This is a genomic window from Candidatus Nitrospira nitrosa (genome assembly GCF_001458735.1).
Classification (GTDB): Bacteria; Nitrospirota; Nitrospiria; order Nitrospirales; family Nitrospiraceae; genus Nitrospira_D; species Nitrospira_D nitrosa.
Genome location: NZ_CZQA01000008.1, coordinates 563,224 through 582,190 on the forward strand (window position 1 = coordinate 563,224; position 18,967 = coordinate 582,190).

4 protein-coding genes are annotated in these 18,967 nt (G+C 59.5%); 1 reads left to right on the forward strand and 3 read right to left on the reverse strand.

What is annotated here, in order from left to right:
• Positions 1-17: 17 nt before the first annotated feature.
• Positions 18-11,867 carry a tandem-95 repeat protein gene (locus tag COMA1_RS11520; protein WP_090748565.1) on the reverse strand — a complete coding sequence of 3,950 codons (11,850 nt, stop codon included), beginning with the start codon at positions 11,865-11,867 and terminating at the stop codon, positions 18-20.
• 607 nt (positions 11,868-12,474) lie between these two features.
• Positions 12,475-15,588: a DUF4347 domain-containing protein gene (locus COMA1_RS11525; RefSeq protein WP_090748567.1), complete on the reverse strand. Its 3,114-nt coding sequence runs from the start codon at positions 15,586-15,588 to the stop codon at positions 12,475-12,477.
• Between the two features lie 296 nt (positions 15,589-15,884).
• On the opposite strand from COMA1_RS11525, the gene COMA1_RS11530 reads away from it, so the two are divergent.
• A complete protein-coding gene (locus COMA1_RS11530) occupies positions 15,885-16,610 on the forward strand; it encodes a TIGR04255 family protein (protein ID WP_176698003.1) in 726 nt (241 codons plus the stop codon).
• A gap of 214 nt (positions 16,611-16,824) precedes the next feature.
• On the opposite strand, the gene COMA1_RS11535 is transcribed toward COMA1_RS11530, so the two are convergent.
• The gene (locus COMA1_RS11535; RefSeq protein ID WP_090748571.1) at positions 16,825-18,966 is read right to left on the reverse strand and encodes a site-2 protease family protein; all 2,142 of its coding nucleotides are present in this window, start codon (positions 18,964-18,966) and stop codon (positions 16,825-16,827) included.
• Position 18,967 lies beyond the last annotated feature (1 nt).

Genomic DNA, 18,967 nt, shown 5'->3' on the forward strand with positions numbered 1-18,967 from the left:
ACAGAAGCGTCAGTCTGTCAGGCCGATCGTTTGAGGGGAGGCTTATCGTCCAGGACACGTTTGAGGCCTTTGAATTCCTCTGCTTCTTCCCGCTGCGCTTGTGTGGCTTCATCACGCCGATGTTTGCGCTCACTGCGCGTAAGTTTCACCACCGGTAGCGGATCAAAATGCCGCCAGGCCGGCATGGTCGCCAAACAACTCGCCAAGATGGCGCCGCTCCGGAGCGCCCAGGCCACAAAGCCCACCGACAAGGTGGTGCCGGTCACCGCCGCCACTCGTGCCATCAGCTCATGGTGCTCTTGGGCTACATCCACGGCCTGTTCGAGCGAGACCGTCATCTCATCGAGCTTGGCCATGAGCAGATCGCTCACGGAGGGGGTGCGCTCTGGAGGGTCTGGCTCTAATGTAGGCACCGGCTCCACGGGTAAGACGCTGAAGAGCGGGCGGCCCTGGTCATCGTTGACAAGAAAGAGCGGGGTCTCTCGTTCATCGGCCGTTGGCCGTTTTGGCTCCTCGGGCACCCGCTCCACGGGACGGTTCGTGGACGGCACGATGAGCACTGGCCCCACAGTGACGGGTGCCCCCTCGAGCGGAGGCCTCATGGGTCCGGGGAGAACTGGCGGGGGGATCAGCTCCTTGTTAACCGAGGTGACCGGAGCAACCGGTCGAGATGTCCCTGGACCAAAAGTCTCCTCCCCGGGTAGCGGCAGAGGCGATACCAGGACCGGAGGAACAACCGGAGCCGGTGGCGATGGGGGGGGCGCGCTTTCGAGAACATCGGTGACCGTGACCTGAATAGTTTGGGTGGTACTGGCCCCTTGGCTATCGGTCACCCGGACTTGCACCACATACATGTTGTCGCCATTGGCGTCCGTCGCCGCCTCGAAATCCGGTGGCGCCGTGAAGTTGAGAGCCCCCGTCACCGCATTGATCGTGAACCGCGCCTGATCGACGCCCCCACTGATACTGTAGGTGAGAGCCTGGACCGGCAGATCCACGTCGGCCCCGGTCACGATCGTCACGGCACTCACATTCTCCGCCACGCTGATCGCCGCCGTGGTCCCACCCCCGTTGCTCGTGATCGTCGGCGCATCATTCACGGGCGTGATCGTCAGGCTCATGGTTGTGACGCCCAACGAGCCTCCGGCTCCGTCATTGACGGTGAAGGTGAAATTGTCGCTCGTGATTTCCGACCCGTCGTGCACATAGATCAGTCGATTCGCGACGATGTCAGCCTGCGTAAAGGTGGTGGCCGTGACGCCTGGAGCTGTAGTCAGTTCCAATCGGCCATAGAGCGGGCCAGTACCGATGGTATAGGTCAATTGGGCGGCGCTGTTATCCACGTCGGTGACGGCTAATTCGCTGGCGTCGATCAGGTCGATCCCGCCTTCAGCCACGGTGCTGCCAATGTTAGCCGTCAAGACCGGCGCATCGTTCACCGGCGTCACCGTCACACTGATCACTTGCGTTGCCGTATTGCCCGCATCGTCGGTGATCGTCACGGTGAAGCTGTCCGTCCCGTTCCAGTCCGCGATCGGGGTGTAGCTCCACAATCCAGTCGCCGGATCGATGCTCGCCGTCCCCTGCGTCGCGTTGGTGCTCACGGTAAATACCGTCCCGTCGCTCAAGCCCTCCACATCCGTCGCCGTCAGGGTCCCCGTCACCGTCGTGTCTTCGGTCCCACTCCCGCTCGTGCCCCCCGTCACCACCGTCGGATCGTTTACTGCCGTCACCGTGACCGTCACCGTCGAGGTCTCTGTCACCCCCCCGCTCGTGATGGTGTAGGTAAAGCTGTCGCTCCCAGTGAAGTTCGCATTCGGCGTATAGGTCACCGTCCCGTTCGCCAGGAAGGTCACGCTCCCATTCATCCCTTGCGTCACCCCCGTCAGTACCGGCGTCCCTTCAAAACTATCTGCCGTCGCTCCGGTCGTCCCCGTCAGCACGTTCGCACTGATCGCCGTGTCCTCCGCCGTCGTCAGGCTGTCATTGGTGATATCCCCCACCGCCGTCACCGTCACACTGATCACTTGCGTCGCCGTATTGCCCGCATCGTCGGTGATCGTCACGGTGAAGCTGTCGCTGCCGTTCCAGTCCGCCGTCGGCGTGTAGCTCCACAGCCCGGTCGCCGGATCGATGCTCGCCGTCCCCTGCGTCGCGTTGGTGCTCACGGTAAATACCGTCCCGTCGCTCAAGCCCTCCACATCCGTCGCCGTCAGGGTCCCCGTCACCGTCGTGTCTTCGGTCCCACTCCCGCTCGTGCCCCCCGTCACCACCGTCGGATCGTTTACTGCCGTCACCGTGACATCCACGGTATCGGTCGCACTGGAGAACGCCGTGGTCCCCCCGTTCGTCGCCGTGCTCACCTTCGTCCCCGCCGTCCCGCTGGTTTGATCCCAGGCTCGCAGCGTCAAGGCCCCGGTGCTCGTCCCGTTGTAGTCCGCATTCGGCGCAAAATAGAGGCGCGTGCTCGCATTGTCCGCGAGGAGAAGGGAGGACGCCGAGCTCACCGCCCCCACAACCGTCCACGTCGTGCCTCCGTTCGTCGTGTAGTACCAGGTCCCGTTCGTCTCGTTCGTCCCCGTGATCGCGACCCCCTTCGCCGCCCCGCTATCCACATCGGTGATCCCACCCGTAAACGCACTGATGAGCGAGCCCACCGCGCCACTCGGCGCCCCGGCATCCTCTGCCACGGTGAGCGCCAGCGCCGTATCCGCCAGCACCGGCGCATCATTGACGGCCGTAATCGTGACGGTGGTGCTACCCGTCGCAGTGAGCGCACCACCGCTTCCCTGGGCCCCTGTGTTCCCATCGTTGAAGGTCCAATTGATTTGGGCGCTGGACGGAGGGGCCTCGCTTGAGTTGCTGTAGGCAATCTGCTGCATCGCCGAGTTGACGAGGCTGTTCGTGGCATTACTGTTGAAGGTGAATACCAGCGTGCCGCCGCTGTTGGTATAGGTTCCTATGGTGGTGCCCCCCACCACGACATTCCCGCTGGCCGCAGTAATGGAGCTCAGCGTGCCGCTGCTGGAGAAGACATCTTCGGCATTCGCCCCGCCGTTGCGCGTGAGGGTCAGGGTCGCCCCGTTGAAATTGTTCAGCGCCGAGAGTTCCGCATCAACGATCTGCACATCGCCATCCAGAACGACCGGGGATCCGCCTTCAGTGAAGGTCGGCGTCCCATCCAGGGTGTTGACCGGATCGAGGGTGGTATCCAACGCACCGGTGCTGGTATACCGGGTCAACGCATAGTTGTACTCCCCGAGCGCACCAACCTTCGAGGTGCCTGACACCACAATGTGCCCGTCGCTCTGCACCACCACGCTATAGGCCCGGTCATCACTGGATGCCGTGTAATCCGTCGTGACAATCCCATCGCCGCTGAAGGTCGTATCCAAGGAGCCGTCGGGGTTGAGTCGCACCAGGCCAAAATCGTTTCCGTTGATCCCGGCCGTACCTGTGACGAGAATCTTCCCATCGGCCTGAATCGTGAGCCCCTCAGCGAGATCGTTCCCACCGAGGTTGAGGATCACCTGGCCTCCGGTGCCGAACCCGGTATCCAACGTCCCGTTGGCGTTGTAGCGGGCGATCGCAACATCGTTGGTACCCCCGGTGTCGCTCCATCCTGCCACCACAATCTTTCCATCGGCCTGGACCCGCACTTCGTTGCCCGTATCACTGCTGTTCCCGCCAAAGTCGGTCAACACCTTTCCGGTACCGTTGAAACTCGTATCCAGCGTCCCATCCGTGTTGTACCGAACCAGCGCGAAATCGAAGCTGGTTCCGTTGAACCCAAACCCTGCAAGCACCACCTTCCCATCGGATTGGATGGTGAGGCTGTCCGCACGATCCGTGCTCCCAGCGAGATCGGTACTGACGTACCCCGAGCCACCGCCATAGCTGGTATCGAGCGAGCCGTCGCTATTGAACCGCATCAGGTTGAAATTGTTGTTCGACAGGTCGGCCGCGACCAAGAATTTGCCATCGGTCTGAAGCGCCACATCCTTCGCCGAGCCATAGACTCCAGACGAGGCAATCCCATCGCCGCCACCGAAACTGGTATCCAGCGTCCCGTCGACGTTGAAGCGCACCAAACAGACTTGGTAGCCGCCATTGGTCGTGTACCCGGACAAGACGATCTTGCCGTCCGGCTGCAGGACCGCCGTTTCGGCGCGTCCGATGATGCCAGCCAGCGCAATGCCGTCCCCACCCCCGAAGCTGGTATCCAGCGTGCCATCGGCGTTGTAGCGCGTCAGGCTGAAGTCATCGCTGCCGCCGCTGTCACTGTACCCGGCGACGAGGATCTTGCCGTCCGGTTGGAGGATGGTTTCCTTGCCGAACTCCCAGCCCGACCCGAAGCTGGTCGTGGCCTGCCCATCTCCCACGCCAAAGGTCGGCGCGTCGTTGACGCTGCTGACCGTCACGGTCGTGTCGTAGTTGGCGCTGGTGCCGCCGTCGCCGTCGGTCAATACATATCGCACCGTTCTGGCCCCCGTCGTCGGGGCTGCCGTATCCGTGTTCTCGTAGGTGATGTTCTGTACCAGGGCCGTCACGGCCGTGGAGGTGGCATTGCTGTTGAACGTGATCACGAGGTTACTGCCGCTGCTGCCGCCGGTGAACGTCCCGATGGTGGTGCCGCCGTAAGTGATGTTCCAGCCGCTCACGCCGATCTGACCCGCCCCAGTCCCTTGATTGCGGATACTCAGCACGTCCTCCGCACTGTCGCCGCCCGATGGAATGGAGACAGTGAGGGTACCGGTATCGAAGTTGGTGCTGTCGACATCGGCCACCAGCGCATTGCCCCCTTGCTCGATCACCACCGCCCCGGCGCCTTCGTTGTAGCTCAGGCTGTCGCCGGAGAGACTGGTGATCGTCGGCGCATCGTTGACCGGCGTCACCGTCACGTTGATCACTTGCGTCGTCGTGTTTCCCGCATCGTCGGTGATCGTCACGGTGAAGCTGTCGCTGCCGTTGAAATCCGCAGTCGGCGTATAGCTCCACAAGCCCGTCGCCGGATCGATGCTCGCCGTCCCGCTCGTTGCCGCGCCGCTCACCGTAAACACGGTCCCGTCGCTTAAGCCCTCGACGTCCGTCGCCGTCAGGGTCCCGGTCACGGTCGTATCCTCGGTGCCGCTCCCGCTCGTGCCCCCCGTCACCACCGTCGCATCATCCACCGCACTCACCGTGAAGATGAGCGTATTGGGTGCAGCATCGTACGCGTTATTGCTGTCCCGTACAGAGAAGGTAAAACTCGCGTAGCCTGTGCCGCTGGCGTCCGCCACTGGGGTGAACACAAGGTTGCCCGCCGTGATGTCAGCCACAGCAATCACTTGCCCCGCAGTGACTGCCACGCCGGAGAGAGTCAGGCTACCGACGCTCGGCAGTGTATCAATCCGCACCGCACTCAAACTGTCCCCCGCATCGACGTCACTAAAGCCGAAGTTCCCCGTCGCCAGGGTATGGGAGCTATCCTCATTGATCGTAATCGTGGCATCGGCTCCGGTGGGCGCTTCATTCACATTTGTCAGATTGATCGTAAACGTCTCGTCGTAGGTTAGGCCGCCGCTATCCGTCACCCGCACCGTGATATTGTGGCTGGTCGCTGCTTCGTAATCGAGCAACGTACCGTTTGCTACAGTGATCTCACCAGTCGTGGCATTAACGGCAAACCGCCCGCCGGCGGAGTCGGTGAGGCTGTAGCTGAACGCCTCACCGGCATCGGGATCTTGTGTTGTCACAAAGCCAACGTGACTGCCGTTGGCACTGTTTTCCTCAATCGACAGTTGTGAATCGACGGCGCCTGTGGTGAACCCGGTACCGCTGGCATGCGCGATGCTGAGGTTGTTGCCACTGACGATATCGACCACCTGACTCGAGCCATCGAAACCGTCCATCTGCCAGTTGGCGACCAGCCCGATGGCGGCGGCTTCTGCCGGTGTCACATCAAGCTGCTGCTGATCATACTGGGCAATCTCACCGGCGGTGCGAACATCGTTCCAGATCCGGACATCATAGAAGGTGCCGGAGAAGTATTGCGTGGAATCATACCCGCTATTCTGGCCATCCTGCTCTTGTCCGAAGACAAACTGCCCATTGGTCGTATCCAGCGGGGTCCCCACATTGAGTCCGGTTCCCGATTCGATGACGCTCCCGTCGATGTAGACGGACCAATTCCCAGCCGTGCTATCCCATGCCACTGACAGCGTATGAACGGCACCATCTACCAGTGCCGCCCGATAGTCGATTGCACTCGCGAGAGCAACAGTGCCCCCACCAAAATCGAGCTCAAGATTGTTTGATGGATCATCAAGCTGGATGCTGAACTCGTCGCCGGCGGGGTTATTGAAGGACAGCAACACGGTCTCAAGGGGCAGATCGTTCGCAGCAAACCGAATCTCGACCGTTGTAGCCGTCAACGACTGTGACAACCCGGTATCCGAGATCAAATAGGCATCGTTTCCACCGTCTGTATTGAGTTCGATACCGCTCGACAGATCCGTCGGCGCGTCGTTCACTGCCGTCACCGTCACATCAACGGTATCAGTCGCACTCGAGAATGCCGTCGTGCCCCCGTTCGTGCTTGTATCGACTTTGGAGCCAACCGTCCCGCTCGTTTGGTCCCACGCCCGAACAGTCAAGGCTGCGGTGGAGGTGCCGGCGTAATCCGCGCTTGGTGCAAAATAGAGCCGCGTGCTCCCATTATCCGCAAGGAGGAGGGAGGACGCCGAGCTTACGCTCCCCACCGCCGTCCACGTCGTGCCCCCGTTCATCGTGTAGTACCAGGTCCCGTTCGTCTCGTCCGTCCCCGTGATCGCAATCCCCTTCGCCGCCCCGCTATCTACATCGGTGATCCCACTCGTAAACTCACTCATCAGCGAGCCCACTGCACCACTTGGCGCCCCTGCATCTTCCGCCACGGCAAACGTCAATACCGTATCCGTCAGCACCGGCGCATCATTGACCGCCGTGACCGTGATCGCGACAGTATCAGTGTCGGTCAGCGCAAGGTCATTTGCGAGGTCAGCGACCTCGGCGGCAGACAGCACACGGTTATAGACCCGCACATCATCAAGCATCCCGCCCATATAGAACGTATCGGCATTTCCGTGCTTCCCAATCGAGCTATTGGTCCCCAACGTATAAGAAATGGAGCCGGTAAAACTGGTAGTTGCCGTCAGCACGCCATCGATATAGATCTGTTGAGTATCGGCTGCATCGTTGAATGTATAAGCGACATGGTGCCATCCGGTCCCGGCTACAAACTGGCTAGAATCCGTCGTTTGCCATGTGGTGCCGTCATAAAAGTATCCATAGACCCCGGAGCCACCATCGAGAGACAGCCCGATACTGTCACCGAGGGAGATCATGTAATTGTCAGTCCTGCCCGCATTGAGATTCACCCAGCCGGTTAAGGTCACGGTCTGACTGCTGCCATACAGCCCGCTCACTTCCACCGAATCATCGATGCCGTCGAGTTGGACAACTTGGCCTCGAGTGCCATCTGTAATGATTGTCGCACCATTGGTCAATGTGCCGTTCTGTGCCGTACCTGGCGCCACATCGTTGGCCGTCCCCTCAAAGGTGTAGCGGGCTTGAAGATTGGCGTCGATATTCAGGGAGACAAGCGTGTTGTCGAGGGAGGTAATCGTCAGCGTGGCCCCACCGCTGTAGTCACTGGTGGGGTTGTAGGTGAGACCGTTCAGCGCGGTATTGATAGCCGTCACCGTCCCGCGAAACGTCATCGTGCTGTCACTGGTTCCATCACCGGCTGTGAATGTCAGTCCTGCGGTGCCTGAGAGCGTGAGCGTTCCGTTCGTTACCGCAACGGTGACCTCAAAACTGGCCCCACTCGAATCGGGATCCGTAATCGAGATCTGGTTCCCATTCGCTGATGAGAACACCTTACTGGTGTCTTCATTGGTGCTCTGGGCACTCGGCACTGAATTGATTGGCGCATCGTTCACCGCGGTAATCGATACGGTCGTGTTCCCCGTGGCCGTCAGGGCTCCGCCCGTACCTTGGCTGCCGCTATTGCCATCGTTAAACGTCCAGTTGACCTGCACAGAGCTTGGTGGTGCATCACTCGAGTTGCTATAGGCAATCTGCTGTATCGCCGAGTTGACGAGCGTATTGGTGGCACTGGCATTAAACGTAATCTGGAACGTGCCGCCGCCATTGGTGTAGGTCCCGATTGTGGTCCCGCCCACCACGACGTTGCCGCTACTGAGGCTGAGCGTGCCGCTGCCGGAGAAGACATCCTCAGCATTCGCCCCACCGTTGCGTGCGAGGGTCAGGGTCGCTCCGTTGAACGTATTTAGGCCACTCAGTTCGGCATCGAAGACCCGGGCAGTACCGGCCAACACCACAGGTGCTCCCCCCTCGGTGTAAGCTGCCGCTGTTTGCACGGCTACGACCTGCACATGATCGATGAGCAAACCTCCGGCATCCCCCCCTAAAGACGCGGTACCCGAAAGCGAGCCCTTCGAGATGATCTGGAGGGTGGACGAGGTGGACGTCGCTGTGAAGCTGACCGCATAGTCTTGCCAAGACGTGCCGGTCGTGAACCGGCCGATCTCAACACCATTGATACTGAGCGCCCCCCGATCCTGCACATTGACATCCATCCGCGTAATCGCAGAGAGGCTGACTACGTAGGTCTGCCCCACGACGGTCGTGAAGGTTTGTTCGACATAGCTCTCGGTGCCGGCCGGCGCATTTCCGCCTTCCACCTCAAGGAAGCCCGTTCCATCCGGGGGAGCGGGAATCCCATAATCCCCTGGTCTGGTAGTAGCTTCCACACCGGAATTCCCGGTCCAGCCAGTCCCCCCGCTTTCAAACGAGCCGTTCGTAAGCAGATTGGTGGCGCCCAGCGCCAAGACCGGCGCATCGTTCACCGCCGTCACCATCACGGTGGTGTCGTAGTTCGCACTCGTGCCTCCATCGTCATCGGTGAGGACATAGCGGACGGTGCGAGCCCCGGTCGTGGGAGACGCCGCATCCGTATTCTCATAGGTGATGTTCTTGATCAGCGCCGTGACGGCCGTGGGCGTGGCACTGCTATTGAGGGTAATCACGAGGTTCGTGCCATTGCTGCCACCGGTGAAGGTGCCGATGGTCACGCCGCCGTAGGTGACCGTGCTGCCGCTCACCCCGATTTGCCCCGCCCCGGTCCCTTGATTGAGAATACTGAGCACATCTTCGGCGCTGTCCCCGCCGGATGGAATGGAGATGGTGAGTGTCCCGGTATCGAAGTTGGTCGAGTCGATATCGGCCACGAGGGCATTGGCGCCTTGCTCGATCACCACCGCCCCGGCGCCTTCGCTATAGCTCAGGCTATCTCCACTCAAATTAGAGATGGTGGGCACATCGTTGACCGCCGTAACCGTGATCGCGACTGCGTCGGTATCGGTGAGGGATACATCCGCAGCGAGCGCCGCCACTTCGCTGGCCGTCAGTGCCCGGTTGTACACACGCGCGTCATCGATTTTACCGTTGAAGTCGAACGCCGTTTGGCCGTTGCCATGCTTGCCGATAAAACTATTGGCTCCCTGTGTGTACGAAATGGACGCACTGGCCGTCGCCGTCGCCACCGCCGCACCATCAATGTAGAGTGTGTTCGTGTTATTCGTGTCGTCAAAGATGTAGGCGATATGGTGCCATCCGGTGCCGGCGATGAATTGTCCAGTGGTGAGTTTGACCCAGGTGGAGCCGTTGTAGTACACACCTGACACTCCATTCCCTAAGCTCGGCTCATCAACCGTAAGCAGCACGCTGTCGCCCAACGAGATCACGTGGGAACCGAGGCTATCTGCGGCCGTCAGGTTCACCCAGGCCGCCAGCGTCACGTTGGCCGGATCGCCGAATCTCCCGGTAATCTGCACGTAGTCATCGACACCGTCGAGACTGAGCACTTGCCCGCGTGGCGCGTCCGTCACGTAGGTGGCATTCCCTCCCAGGGTACCGTTCTGCGCCGTGCCTGGAGCCACATCGTTAGCCGTGCCCTCGAAGGTGTAGCGAGCTTGGAGGTTGGCGTCGATGTCGAGCGAGACGAGCGTGCTATCGCGCGTAGCAACCGTTAGAGTCGCGCCGCCGTTGTAGTCAGAGGTTGGAGCATAGGTAAGTCCATTCAACGCGGTATTGATATTGGCCACCGTGCCGCGGAAGGTCATCGTCGTATCGGTCGTGCCGTCGCCACTGATAAACGTGAGGCCCGTGGTGCCCGCGAGTGTGAGGCTGCCATTGGTCACGGAGACCGTCACCTCAAAACTCGCACCGCTCGAATCAGGATCCGTAATCGAGATCTGATTACCGTTGCCCGCTGAGAACACCAGATTCGTGTCTTCGTTGATACTCTGCGCGCCAGGCAGGGCGTTGATCGGCGCATCGTTGCTCGTGGCATAGAGCTGTGCGACGTCTCCCTCGGTCAGCACTCGGTTGTAGACGCGGACATCGTCGATCAGTCCAGTCGTATACCACGTACCTCCACCAGAATCTTGGTTCCGCCCGATGGCCATCGAGTCGAGGCTGGTGACGCTGCTGAAGAAACTTTGTGTCGTTGCGTTGCCGGCGTCGTAGGTGAGTTGGCCCGCTGTTGCGAGAACTCCATCCACGTACAGACTGTTTCCGGAGGCCCCTACCGTTACTGCGACATGATGCCAATTGCCATCGTTAATGGTGGCACTGCTCCGATACACTGCCAGCTGCAGGACCCCGTTCTCCCTCACCTCGTAGGTGAGGTAACCCGAGGCACCGAGGAACAACGCCGCAGAACTCCCGGTGTCGGCTGTATCGGAGATCGAGAAGATTGTCTCAAAGGTGCTCGTGGTCTTGATCCAACCGGCAATCGTGCCCTGGGTGAGTCCGGCCAAATTGGCGCTATGGGCGGAGAGATCGACGTAGTCATTGACGCCATCTAAAGACAGCTTTGCTACTCCGACGATGTCCGTCGCATCGGTCGTGTCAATCGCCGCGCCGTTGGTCAACGTACCGTTATAGTTATTGCCACTGCTGTCAGTGGCATTCGTATCGAACGTCCAGTTGCCGAGGAGACCGGTGGAGATGTCCAGCAACCCGACCCAGTCCATCTGCAGGGCATCGGTCACGGCAATGTGCGTTTCAATGGCGCCGGTCTGGGTCTCTAAGATCCAGTCACCGCCGAGGCTCGCCGCGCCGGTCGCGTCGGTACTGGCCGCGACATCGGCGCCGGTCAATTGGCTCAGCAGAGCCACCGCGTCTTGCCCCACATCGCCTTCGGCAAAGTCGCACCCATAGACGAGGATGTCGGCCTGTTCCGAGAGTGCCTGTTGGATGATCGTGAGTTCGTCGGCATACTGGCCTGTCATGGATGCTTGCGTCAGTGTGCCTGTTCCCAGGGAAAGCTGGCCTTCGGCCCCGTGGCTAATAATATGAATGGCATCGATCCCGGTTCGGCCCGCAAGCGAGGCCGCGATCTGCTCCATGCCATCTTGCCCACCGTCCAACATGACAATCTGGACATTGGGTCCCATACCGGCACTGAGCGTTTGATAATCCGGCACGGTGGGATCGACGAAGGCGACTTCGGTCGTGGACTCACCCGGGCTATAGGAGGCAATCGCTTGGAGCAGGTCCTGCGACTCAGTCTCCGCCGCTGTCGGCTCACCTCCATTCCCCTCTGCGGACACTGCTGACTCAGCCTGTGCCTGCGCGACTTGCTCTTGATTCACTTCGGACGCAGTGGCCGTGGCGGCGGCGTCGAACATGAGACGGGATTCAAGGGAAAGGAGCGATAACTTCGGCGGAGCGGCATTGGGGTCGTTGGAAGCCGGCTTCGAGGAGCGGCTCGGCTGAGGAGGTGTCTGTGGCTGTGGCTTTTTCTTTCGCCAGAACATCGTTCGACTAGCCCCCCTCGGCCTACAAAAAATGGGTCTCGTCTTTATCGGCCCTAAATGGCCAGAACGAGAGATCCGATGCGAGGCCTACAAGGATTGGTCCAGTAAGCAACACATGGAGGCAGAAAGAACGCACATAAACCGCTAGGAACGACCTGGAAGAGCTACTAGTTGATGTGGTGAGGGGAACGGAATGTGTTTCGAGGGAAAAATACGGCAACCTGAATCGCGGGCCTACTCACTCGATCAAGACGACTTCGCGTCCCTGCGATTGGATGAGCAGGAGTCTTTTCACCATTGGGTCGGTTTAAACAGGAAGCGGGACCATTATTCCAGCCCCACGTCACGGATTACCCCATCAGGCAATGGCACCCAAAGCCGTGTAGTCCGGCAGGTGGGATTCCGACAACTGTCTTAGGCCGCATTATTCATGACGGTTTCTCACGACATCACGAAGTCTCATAGCGAGACGGGCATGTGGAGGCCCAAGAGACGACGGCGTACTAGAAACAGGGCCTCAAAGTCGCGAGGGGCGAGCCTGCCCGCCGTAGGCTCGGCATCGCAGCAAATCCACGATTGCAGTAGAAGCGCTGATGAATCATGCGGGTTAGGACTGGCCAGATTTCGGTGAGACCTTGCGATCGTTCCTGGATTCCTGTGGAACTGATTCTTCCTCATCTTCATTCGATTCCCCAGGTTTCGTCTCGGACGGAGGCCCTTGAGAAAGCCCACGTATCCGTCTGCTCATGACAGTCATCTTGTCTTTCATACCAGTACGTCCGTGCAGCATCATCATACCTGCTAACCCAGCCGCCATTGGCCTGTCCAGTCCGCTGGATTCGTCTGAGGTCCTCTTCATCTCTCCTGCATGCAGCACAGTCGGGTTGTGTGATTCCAGGCGGGCAACGTCCAGGTTCCCCGTTGCGTCGAAATTCATTGTGCCCCCTTCTCTCTTGTCGGAAGGAGTAGGTAGATGCTGCTTCCCTCCTAAAATAGCCGCCTGTTCAAGAACCACTGTATGAGCGAGGGGTGGAAGATTTTTTGCCGGAGTCATGATGGCGTCCACTCTGAATGACGGTTCAGGTCTCACTCCAATCGACATCCCCAAGCCATCCAGCGGATGGACTTCCACCTCACGAATTGTGTTTGCACTCTCCACTGCCGAAGCCACAGGCTGTGCAGCTCCTAGGACCGCTATCACCGTATTTGACTCCAGAGAACCATCCAAGTTCGGCGCCTCGTTCACATTGGTCAGGTTAATCGTAAACGTTTCGTCATACGTCAGGCCCCCCGCATCCGTCACCCGCACCGTCACGCTGTGGCTCGTCGCACTCTCGTAGTCCAACAAGGTGCCATCGGCCACGGTGATTTCGCCCGTGACACTATTGATCGCAAACCGCCCTCCGGCTGTATCCGTGAGGCTATAGCTCTTCGTATCACCGGTATCGGGATCGGTTCCCGTGACAAGGCCCACCACCGCCCCGTTCGCCGCGTTCTCCGCGACCATGTTCGCTGACAGCCCCAGGTCCGTCGGTGCCTCGTTCACATTGGTCAGGTTAATCGTAAACGTTTCGTCATACGTCAGGCCCCCTGCATCCGTCACCCGCACCGTCACGCTGTGGCTCGTCGCACTCTCGTAGTCCAACAAGGTGCCATCGGCCACGGTGATTTCGCCCGTGACACTATTGATCGCAAACCGCCCTCCGGCTGTATCCGTGAGGCTATAGCTCTTCGTATCACCGGTATCGGGATCGGTTCCCGTGACAAAGCCCACCACCGCCCCGTTCGCCGCGTTCTCCGCGACCATGTTCGCTGACAGCGCCAGGTCCGTCGGCGCCTCGTTCACATTGGTCAGGTTAATCGTAAACGTCTCGTCATACGTCAGGCCCCCCGCATCCGTCACCCGCACCGTCACACTGTGGCTTGTCGCACTCTCGTAGTCCAACAAGGTGCCATCGGCCACGGTGATTTCGCCCGTGACACTATTGATCGCAAACCGCCCTCCGGCTGTATCCGTGAGGCTATAGCTCTTCGTATCACCGGTATCGGGATCGGTTCCCGTGACAAGGCCCACCACCGCCCCGTTCGCCGCGTTCTCCGCGACTATGTTCGCTGACAGCGCCAGGTCCGTCGGCGCCTCGTTCACATTGGTCAGGTTAATCGTAAACGTCTCGTCATACGTCAGGCCCCCCGCATCCGTCACCCGCACCGTCACACTGTGGCTTGTCGCACTCTCGTAGTCCAACAAGGTGCCATCGGCCACGGTGATTTCGCCCGTGACACTATTGATCGCAAACCGCCCTCCGGCTGTATCCGTGAGGCTATAGCTCTTCGTATCACCGGTATCGGGATCGGTTCCCGTGACAAGGCCCACCACCGTCCCGTTCGTCGCGTTCTCCGCGACTATGTTCGCTGACAGCGCCAGGTCCGTCGGTGCATCATTGACGGCACTGACGGTCACAGTCGTATTGTAGTTCGGACTGGTGCCGCCGTCCCCATCGGTCAGCACAAACCGCACCGTACGCGCCCCCGTCGTCGGTGCATCGGTGTCCGTGTTCTGATAGGTGATGTTGCGCACCAGCGCCGTCACCGCCGTCGGCGTGGCACTGGCATTGAACGTGATGACTAAGTTGCTGCCGCTGCTGCCCCCCGTAAACGTCCCGATCGTCGTCCCACCATACGTCACCGTGCCGCCGCTCACGCCGATCTGGCCCGCCCCGGTGCCTTGATGCCGAATGCTCAGCACATCTTCGGCCGCGTCGCCCCCGGCCGGAATGGAGACGGTTAAGGTCCCGGCATCCAAGTTTGTCGAGTCCACATCGGCCACCACCGCGTTCCCACTTTCGATCACCACCGCCCCGGCCCCCTCGCTGTAGGCCCGGCTATCCCCACTCAAGCTCGTGATCGTGGGAGGCGTTTCGCCTGCCAACAGCCCGACCCAATCAACCTGGGTGTCGTAGCTGACAACCGTCTGCGCTTCGATGGTCCCGATGTGTAGTTCGAGGTCCCAATTGCCCCCCCATCCGGCATAGCCAGTGTCGTCGATACTCGCTGCCACATCAGCTCCGGTCAGTTGGCCAAGCAACGTGGCCGCATCCTGGCCGACTTGGCCTTCCGCAAAATCACAGCCATAGACCAGGATGTCAGCCTGCTCTGACAATGCCTGCTTGATGTTCGCAAGTTCATCCGCATACCGACCGGTCATGGATGCTTGCGTCAGCGTGCCGGTGCCGAGTGAGATCTGGCCTTCGACCCCGTGGCTGATGATGTGAATGGCATTGATCCCCGTTCGCCCTGCCAGTGACGCGGCGATCTGCTCCATCCCGTCCTGTCCACCGTCGAGCATGACGATCTGGATATTGGCCCCCATCCCCGCGATGAGCGATTGATAATCTGGCACGGTGGGATCCACGAAGGCGATTTCGGTGGGCGTCTCTCCAGGTGAATAGTTAGTAATCGCCTGCAATAGTTCTTGGTTCTCAACAGACGGCTGGCTCTCCGATACCGAAGTGTGGTCGCTCGATATCGCTGCCTCAGCCTGCTCCTGTGCGACTTGTTCTTGGTTGACTTCCACTTCCGTGGCAGCCGCCGCCGCATCGAACATGAGGCGGGATTCAAGGGAGAGTAGCGATGCCTTGACTCGGGACGCTGCTGGCGCCTTTAGCGCCGACTTCGGCCTGTTCTTCTGCGGCGAAGAGATGGGTCTTTTTCGTCCAAACATGGCTCGGATCTCGTGGTTTCAACAAGACGTTGTCAGGTCTTCATCGGCTCATTCTCTTCAGCACTGGAGATCTCGGTGCAGGTTTTGGTCCACATCAGTCCTCAGGAACGGGCATGAACCCACTCCAACGGTTCTCAATAGGACACTAACCAGCCACAAACAGCACCTGAACGTGCACAATGTGTCCAACAGCCTCACATGGCTCACGCCTTACACCAGATTCATCAAGATGTTTCCGCCAGCCACCGATACGACTGGTACAGTTCTCCGATCACTTCTCGAAGGAGTACGACACCATGAATCCTGTTTGGGAACAATCCACCCATTCACCGCTCCTCTCCGTGACCTGCCAGGTTCAGGTCCCGATGATTCTGAAAATTAACCAGGAGTTGCCGGCTTTCTTTCAGGAACAGCTCCGGAAAGACTATCCGCTGTTTCAGCCGACCAAAGATCGTCAAGGCTACCGTTTGGCCAGTCAAGACAACGATCATGAGATCCTCTTGCTCCCGGATTCGTTGACAGTCCGAACCAGTCACTATACCGGATGGCCACCGTTCCAGGTTCAGGTATCAGAAGCCGTTCGTGCCTTACAGGCCAGCTATGAACCGGCCTTCTGCGCCCGCGCCGGCCTGCGCTTCCAAAGCCTCTTGCGCCCGACTCTCTATGGTTTCACAAAGATTCAGTGGGCTGCGCTCATTAACGCCAGGGTACTCGGCCCCTTTTCGCTTCCAGGCCACAAAGGACAGCTCCAAGGCAGCCGCCATGAGGTGGTGGTGACGCTCCCTGCGAGCACAGACCGATTCCGTCTGACACATGGATTCGTCCAGTATCGAGATGCGAAGCAGGCCAATCAGCAGGGAACACCGGCTTACCTGCTAGACCAGGACTACTTCACGACTCAACGCGTGGAGTGGGACACGCTGATGGCGACGCTGGACCGCTTCGAACAGGAGGCAGGACAGTTCTTCCAGCTCTGTGTGACCGACCAATTTCACCAAGCTATGCTCGCCCAAGCGGCGTAGGGCCTCGCAAATCGTATCTCGTGAAGCATGAGGCCTTGAATCTGACCCAGACGTTGTCCGTTCCACTCGAGCCGTGCGACCTGGCCTTCCAACAGGATGTTCAAAAGGGCATTCCGGCAAGGCCGCAGCAAGCGAACGGCCGAGGCGTACGCGGTTGGTACGGTGAGGTCTTAAGCGACGTGAGAACGCCGCCGGAGACCTTTTCAACATCCTGTCAGAAGCCGCTCTCTCTGACCAAGGTCGCTGCCACCTGATCCCATGCCCGTTTGGCCACGCTCGATGGTTGGCCCTCGATCTGGACATGGCCGGGCAGGATTAGGCCAGGACCCATTGCCGCCTCGTCTAAACTCAACCGTACCCGATAGACAGAGCGTTCAGGTTTAAGTCGCCCCATATCATCTTTTCGCACAGGGATATCCCCGCCATATATCGAGGCGAGATAGGGCACCGTGAACTCTCGCTCGTCCACCTCCGCAATCTGCGTGACATGGGCTCTAACTGATGGCCTGGTGAGATCGAGCGGGATAAACCACGCTGGTTGCCCGATTGCCACATAGGCCAGCTCGTCGACCGGCACAAAGCTTTCAATCTCTGTCCGGTGCTCGTCTACGAGATATGCGAGCGGCACTTTCTGGTCTATCCATCGTCCGGTAGTCAGTGAATCCGCGCGATCACGCACAATTCCAGAGATCGGAGCCTTCAAGGTTAAGTTGGCTCGTTTCGCCTCAAGCCCCGACAGTTCGGCGAGTCCTGCCCGCAGTGATTCCCCGATCACCTGACGCTGATCACGATCCTGCCCGTAGCCGGCCAATCGGCCAAGGCGGTAGTCCCACATAGCGACTTTGGTTTCGGCCAGCCGTACGTCTTTGTCCAACGACGGATTTTCCAACACGACAAGCGCATCCCCCGCTTTGACGACCTGCCCATCGCGCACCAGCACCTCCTGAAGACGGCCTGCGGTCGGCGCAAAGATGGTCGCGTAGGATGAGGCTTGCAAGACAGCAGGGATCGAGATACTCGTCTGTACGGGAATCACTGTCATCGCTAACAGGGCCACCAGACAGGCGGTACTGAACCAAGCTCGTGGCGAAGCGGCATACAGCTTACGACTATTCCACCAGGCGGTCAGCTCCCGATAGATCGGCATGGCGATGAACCAGACAATCTCGACCAAGAAGAGAAGAATGCCCAGGGCTTTGAAGAAATAGTGATAGACCATCACCGCGATGCCGGTGAACAAGATCAGGCGATAGAGCCAGATCGCCCACGCATAGACCACCAGGGTGTGTTGCACCCGTGTCGACAGGGTTTCTGGAGCTGCGCCATGACGGCCGAATAACAGATTCCGCAATCGCCATTGTCCAAAGGCAAAGGCTCTATCTTGCAGATTCGGCAGACCCAATCCGTCCGCCAACACGTAGTAGCCGTCGAATCGCATCAGCGGATTCAGGTTGACGACCAAACTCATCGCGAGACTGGTCGTGGCTACGATGAAGGCAATGCTCCGCAACGTCCCTTCCGGCAAGAACCCCCAGGCAAAGAGTGCCAGTGCCGCGAGTCCGAGTTCGGCGATGATTCCCCCGGCCGCGATAAGGAGTCGCTTCCGTTTGGATGTCAGGCGGTACGAATCGGTCACGTCCGAGTACATGACCGGCATCATCACCATAAACGCCACACCCATAGTCGGTACTCGACACCCAAACCTGGTCGCCGTATAGGCATGACCCAACTCGTGCACGATCTTCACAGCACCGAGCGACAGACTGTAGAGGATGGCTCCACGCCAATTAAAAAAGTAGAGGAACGTCGAGACGAACGTGTCCCATTGCCGTCCCACCAGGATCAACCCGAAAAACCCCAGGACACCAAAGGTCGACCCAGCGATCCTTGTGTAGAACGGCTCCACAAACGGCAGGGTGGACTTCAGAAAGTTATGCGGATGGACCAGCGGGATCTTGATGAACAGATAGTGGTGGACCACCCACATCAACCAATTGTGTTCACCGGCTTGGGCCTGAGTCTGGTAATCCGTGTGCTTCCCGCTTGCGGACTGCTCCGTCAAATTATTCGTATAGAGAAACTTCACCAAGTCTTCTACATCCGCGATGGTCGTGTGGCAGGTCGTGTCCTTCGTCATCGCGGCATGGAGCTTCTCGATGGTTCCTGCGCTCCAGCGTTGGATCATCTGATAGACAGGCCACTCGATCTGGAAATACCGATTGCGAATTGGATCGACGATGGTCCAGGTCGGCACCCCATCAGGCGTAGGGGTTCCACGATTAAATTGCAGATTCGGTCGAAGGGTCGGCAGCTTCCGTTCTTGTGGCTTGGTGCCCGGTGCTTCAGGGGAACCCATC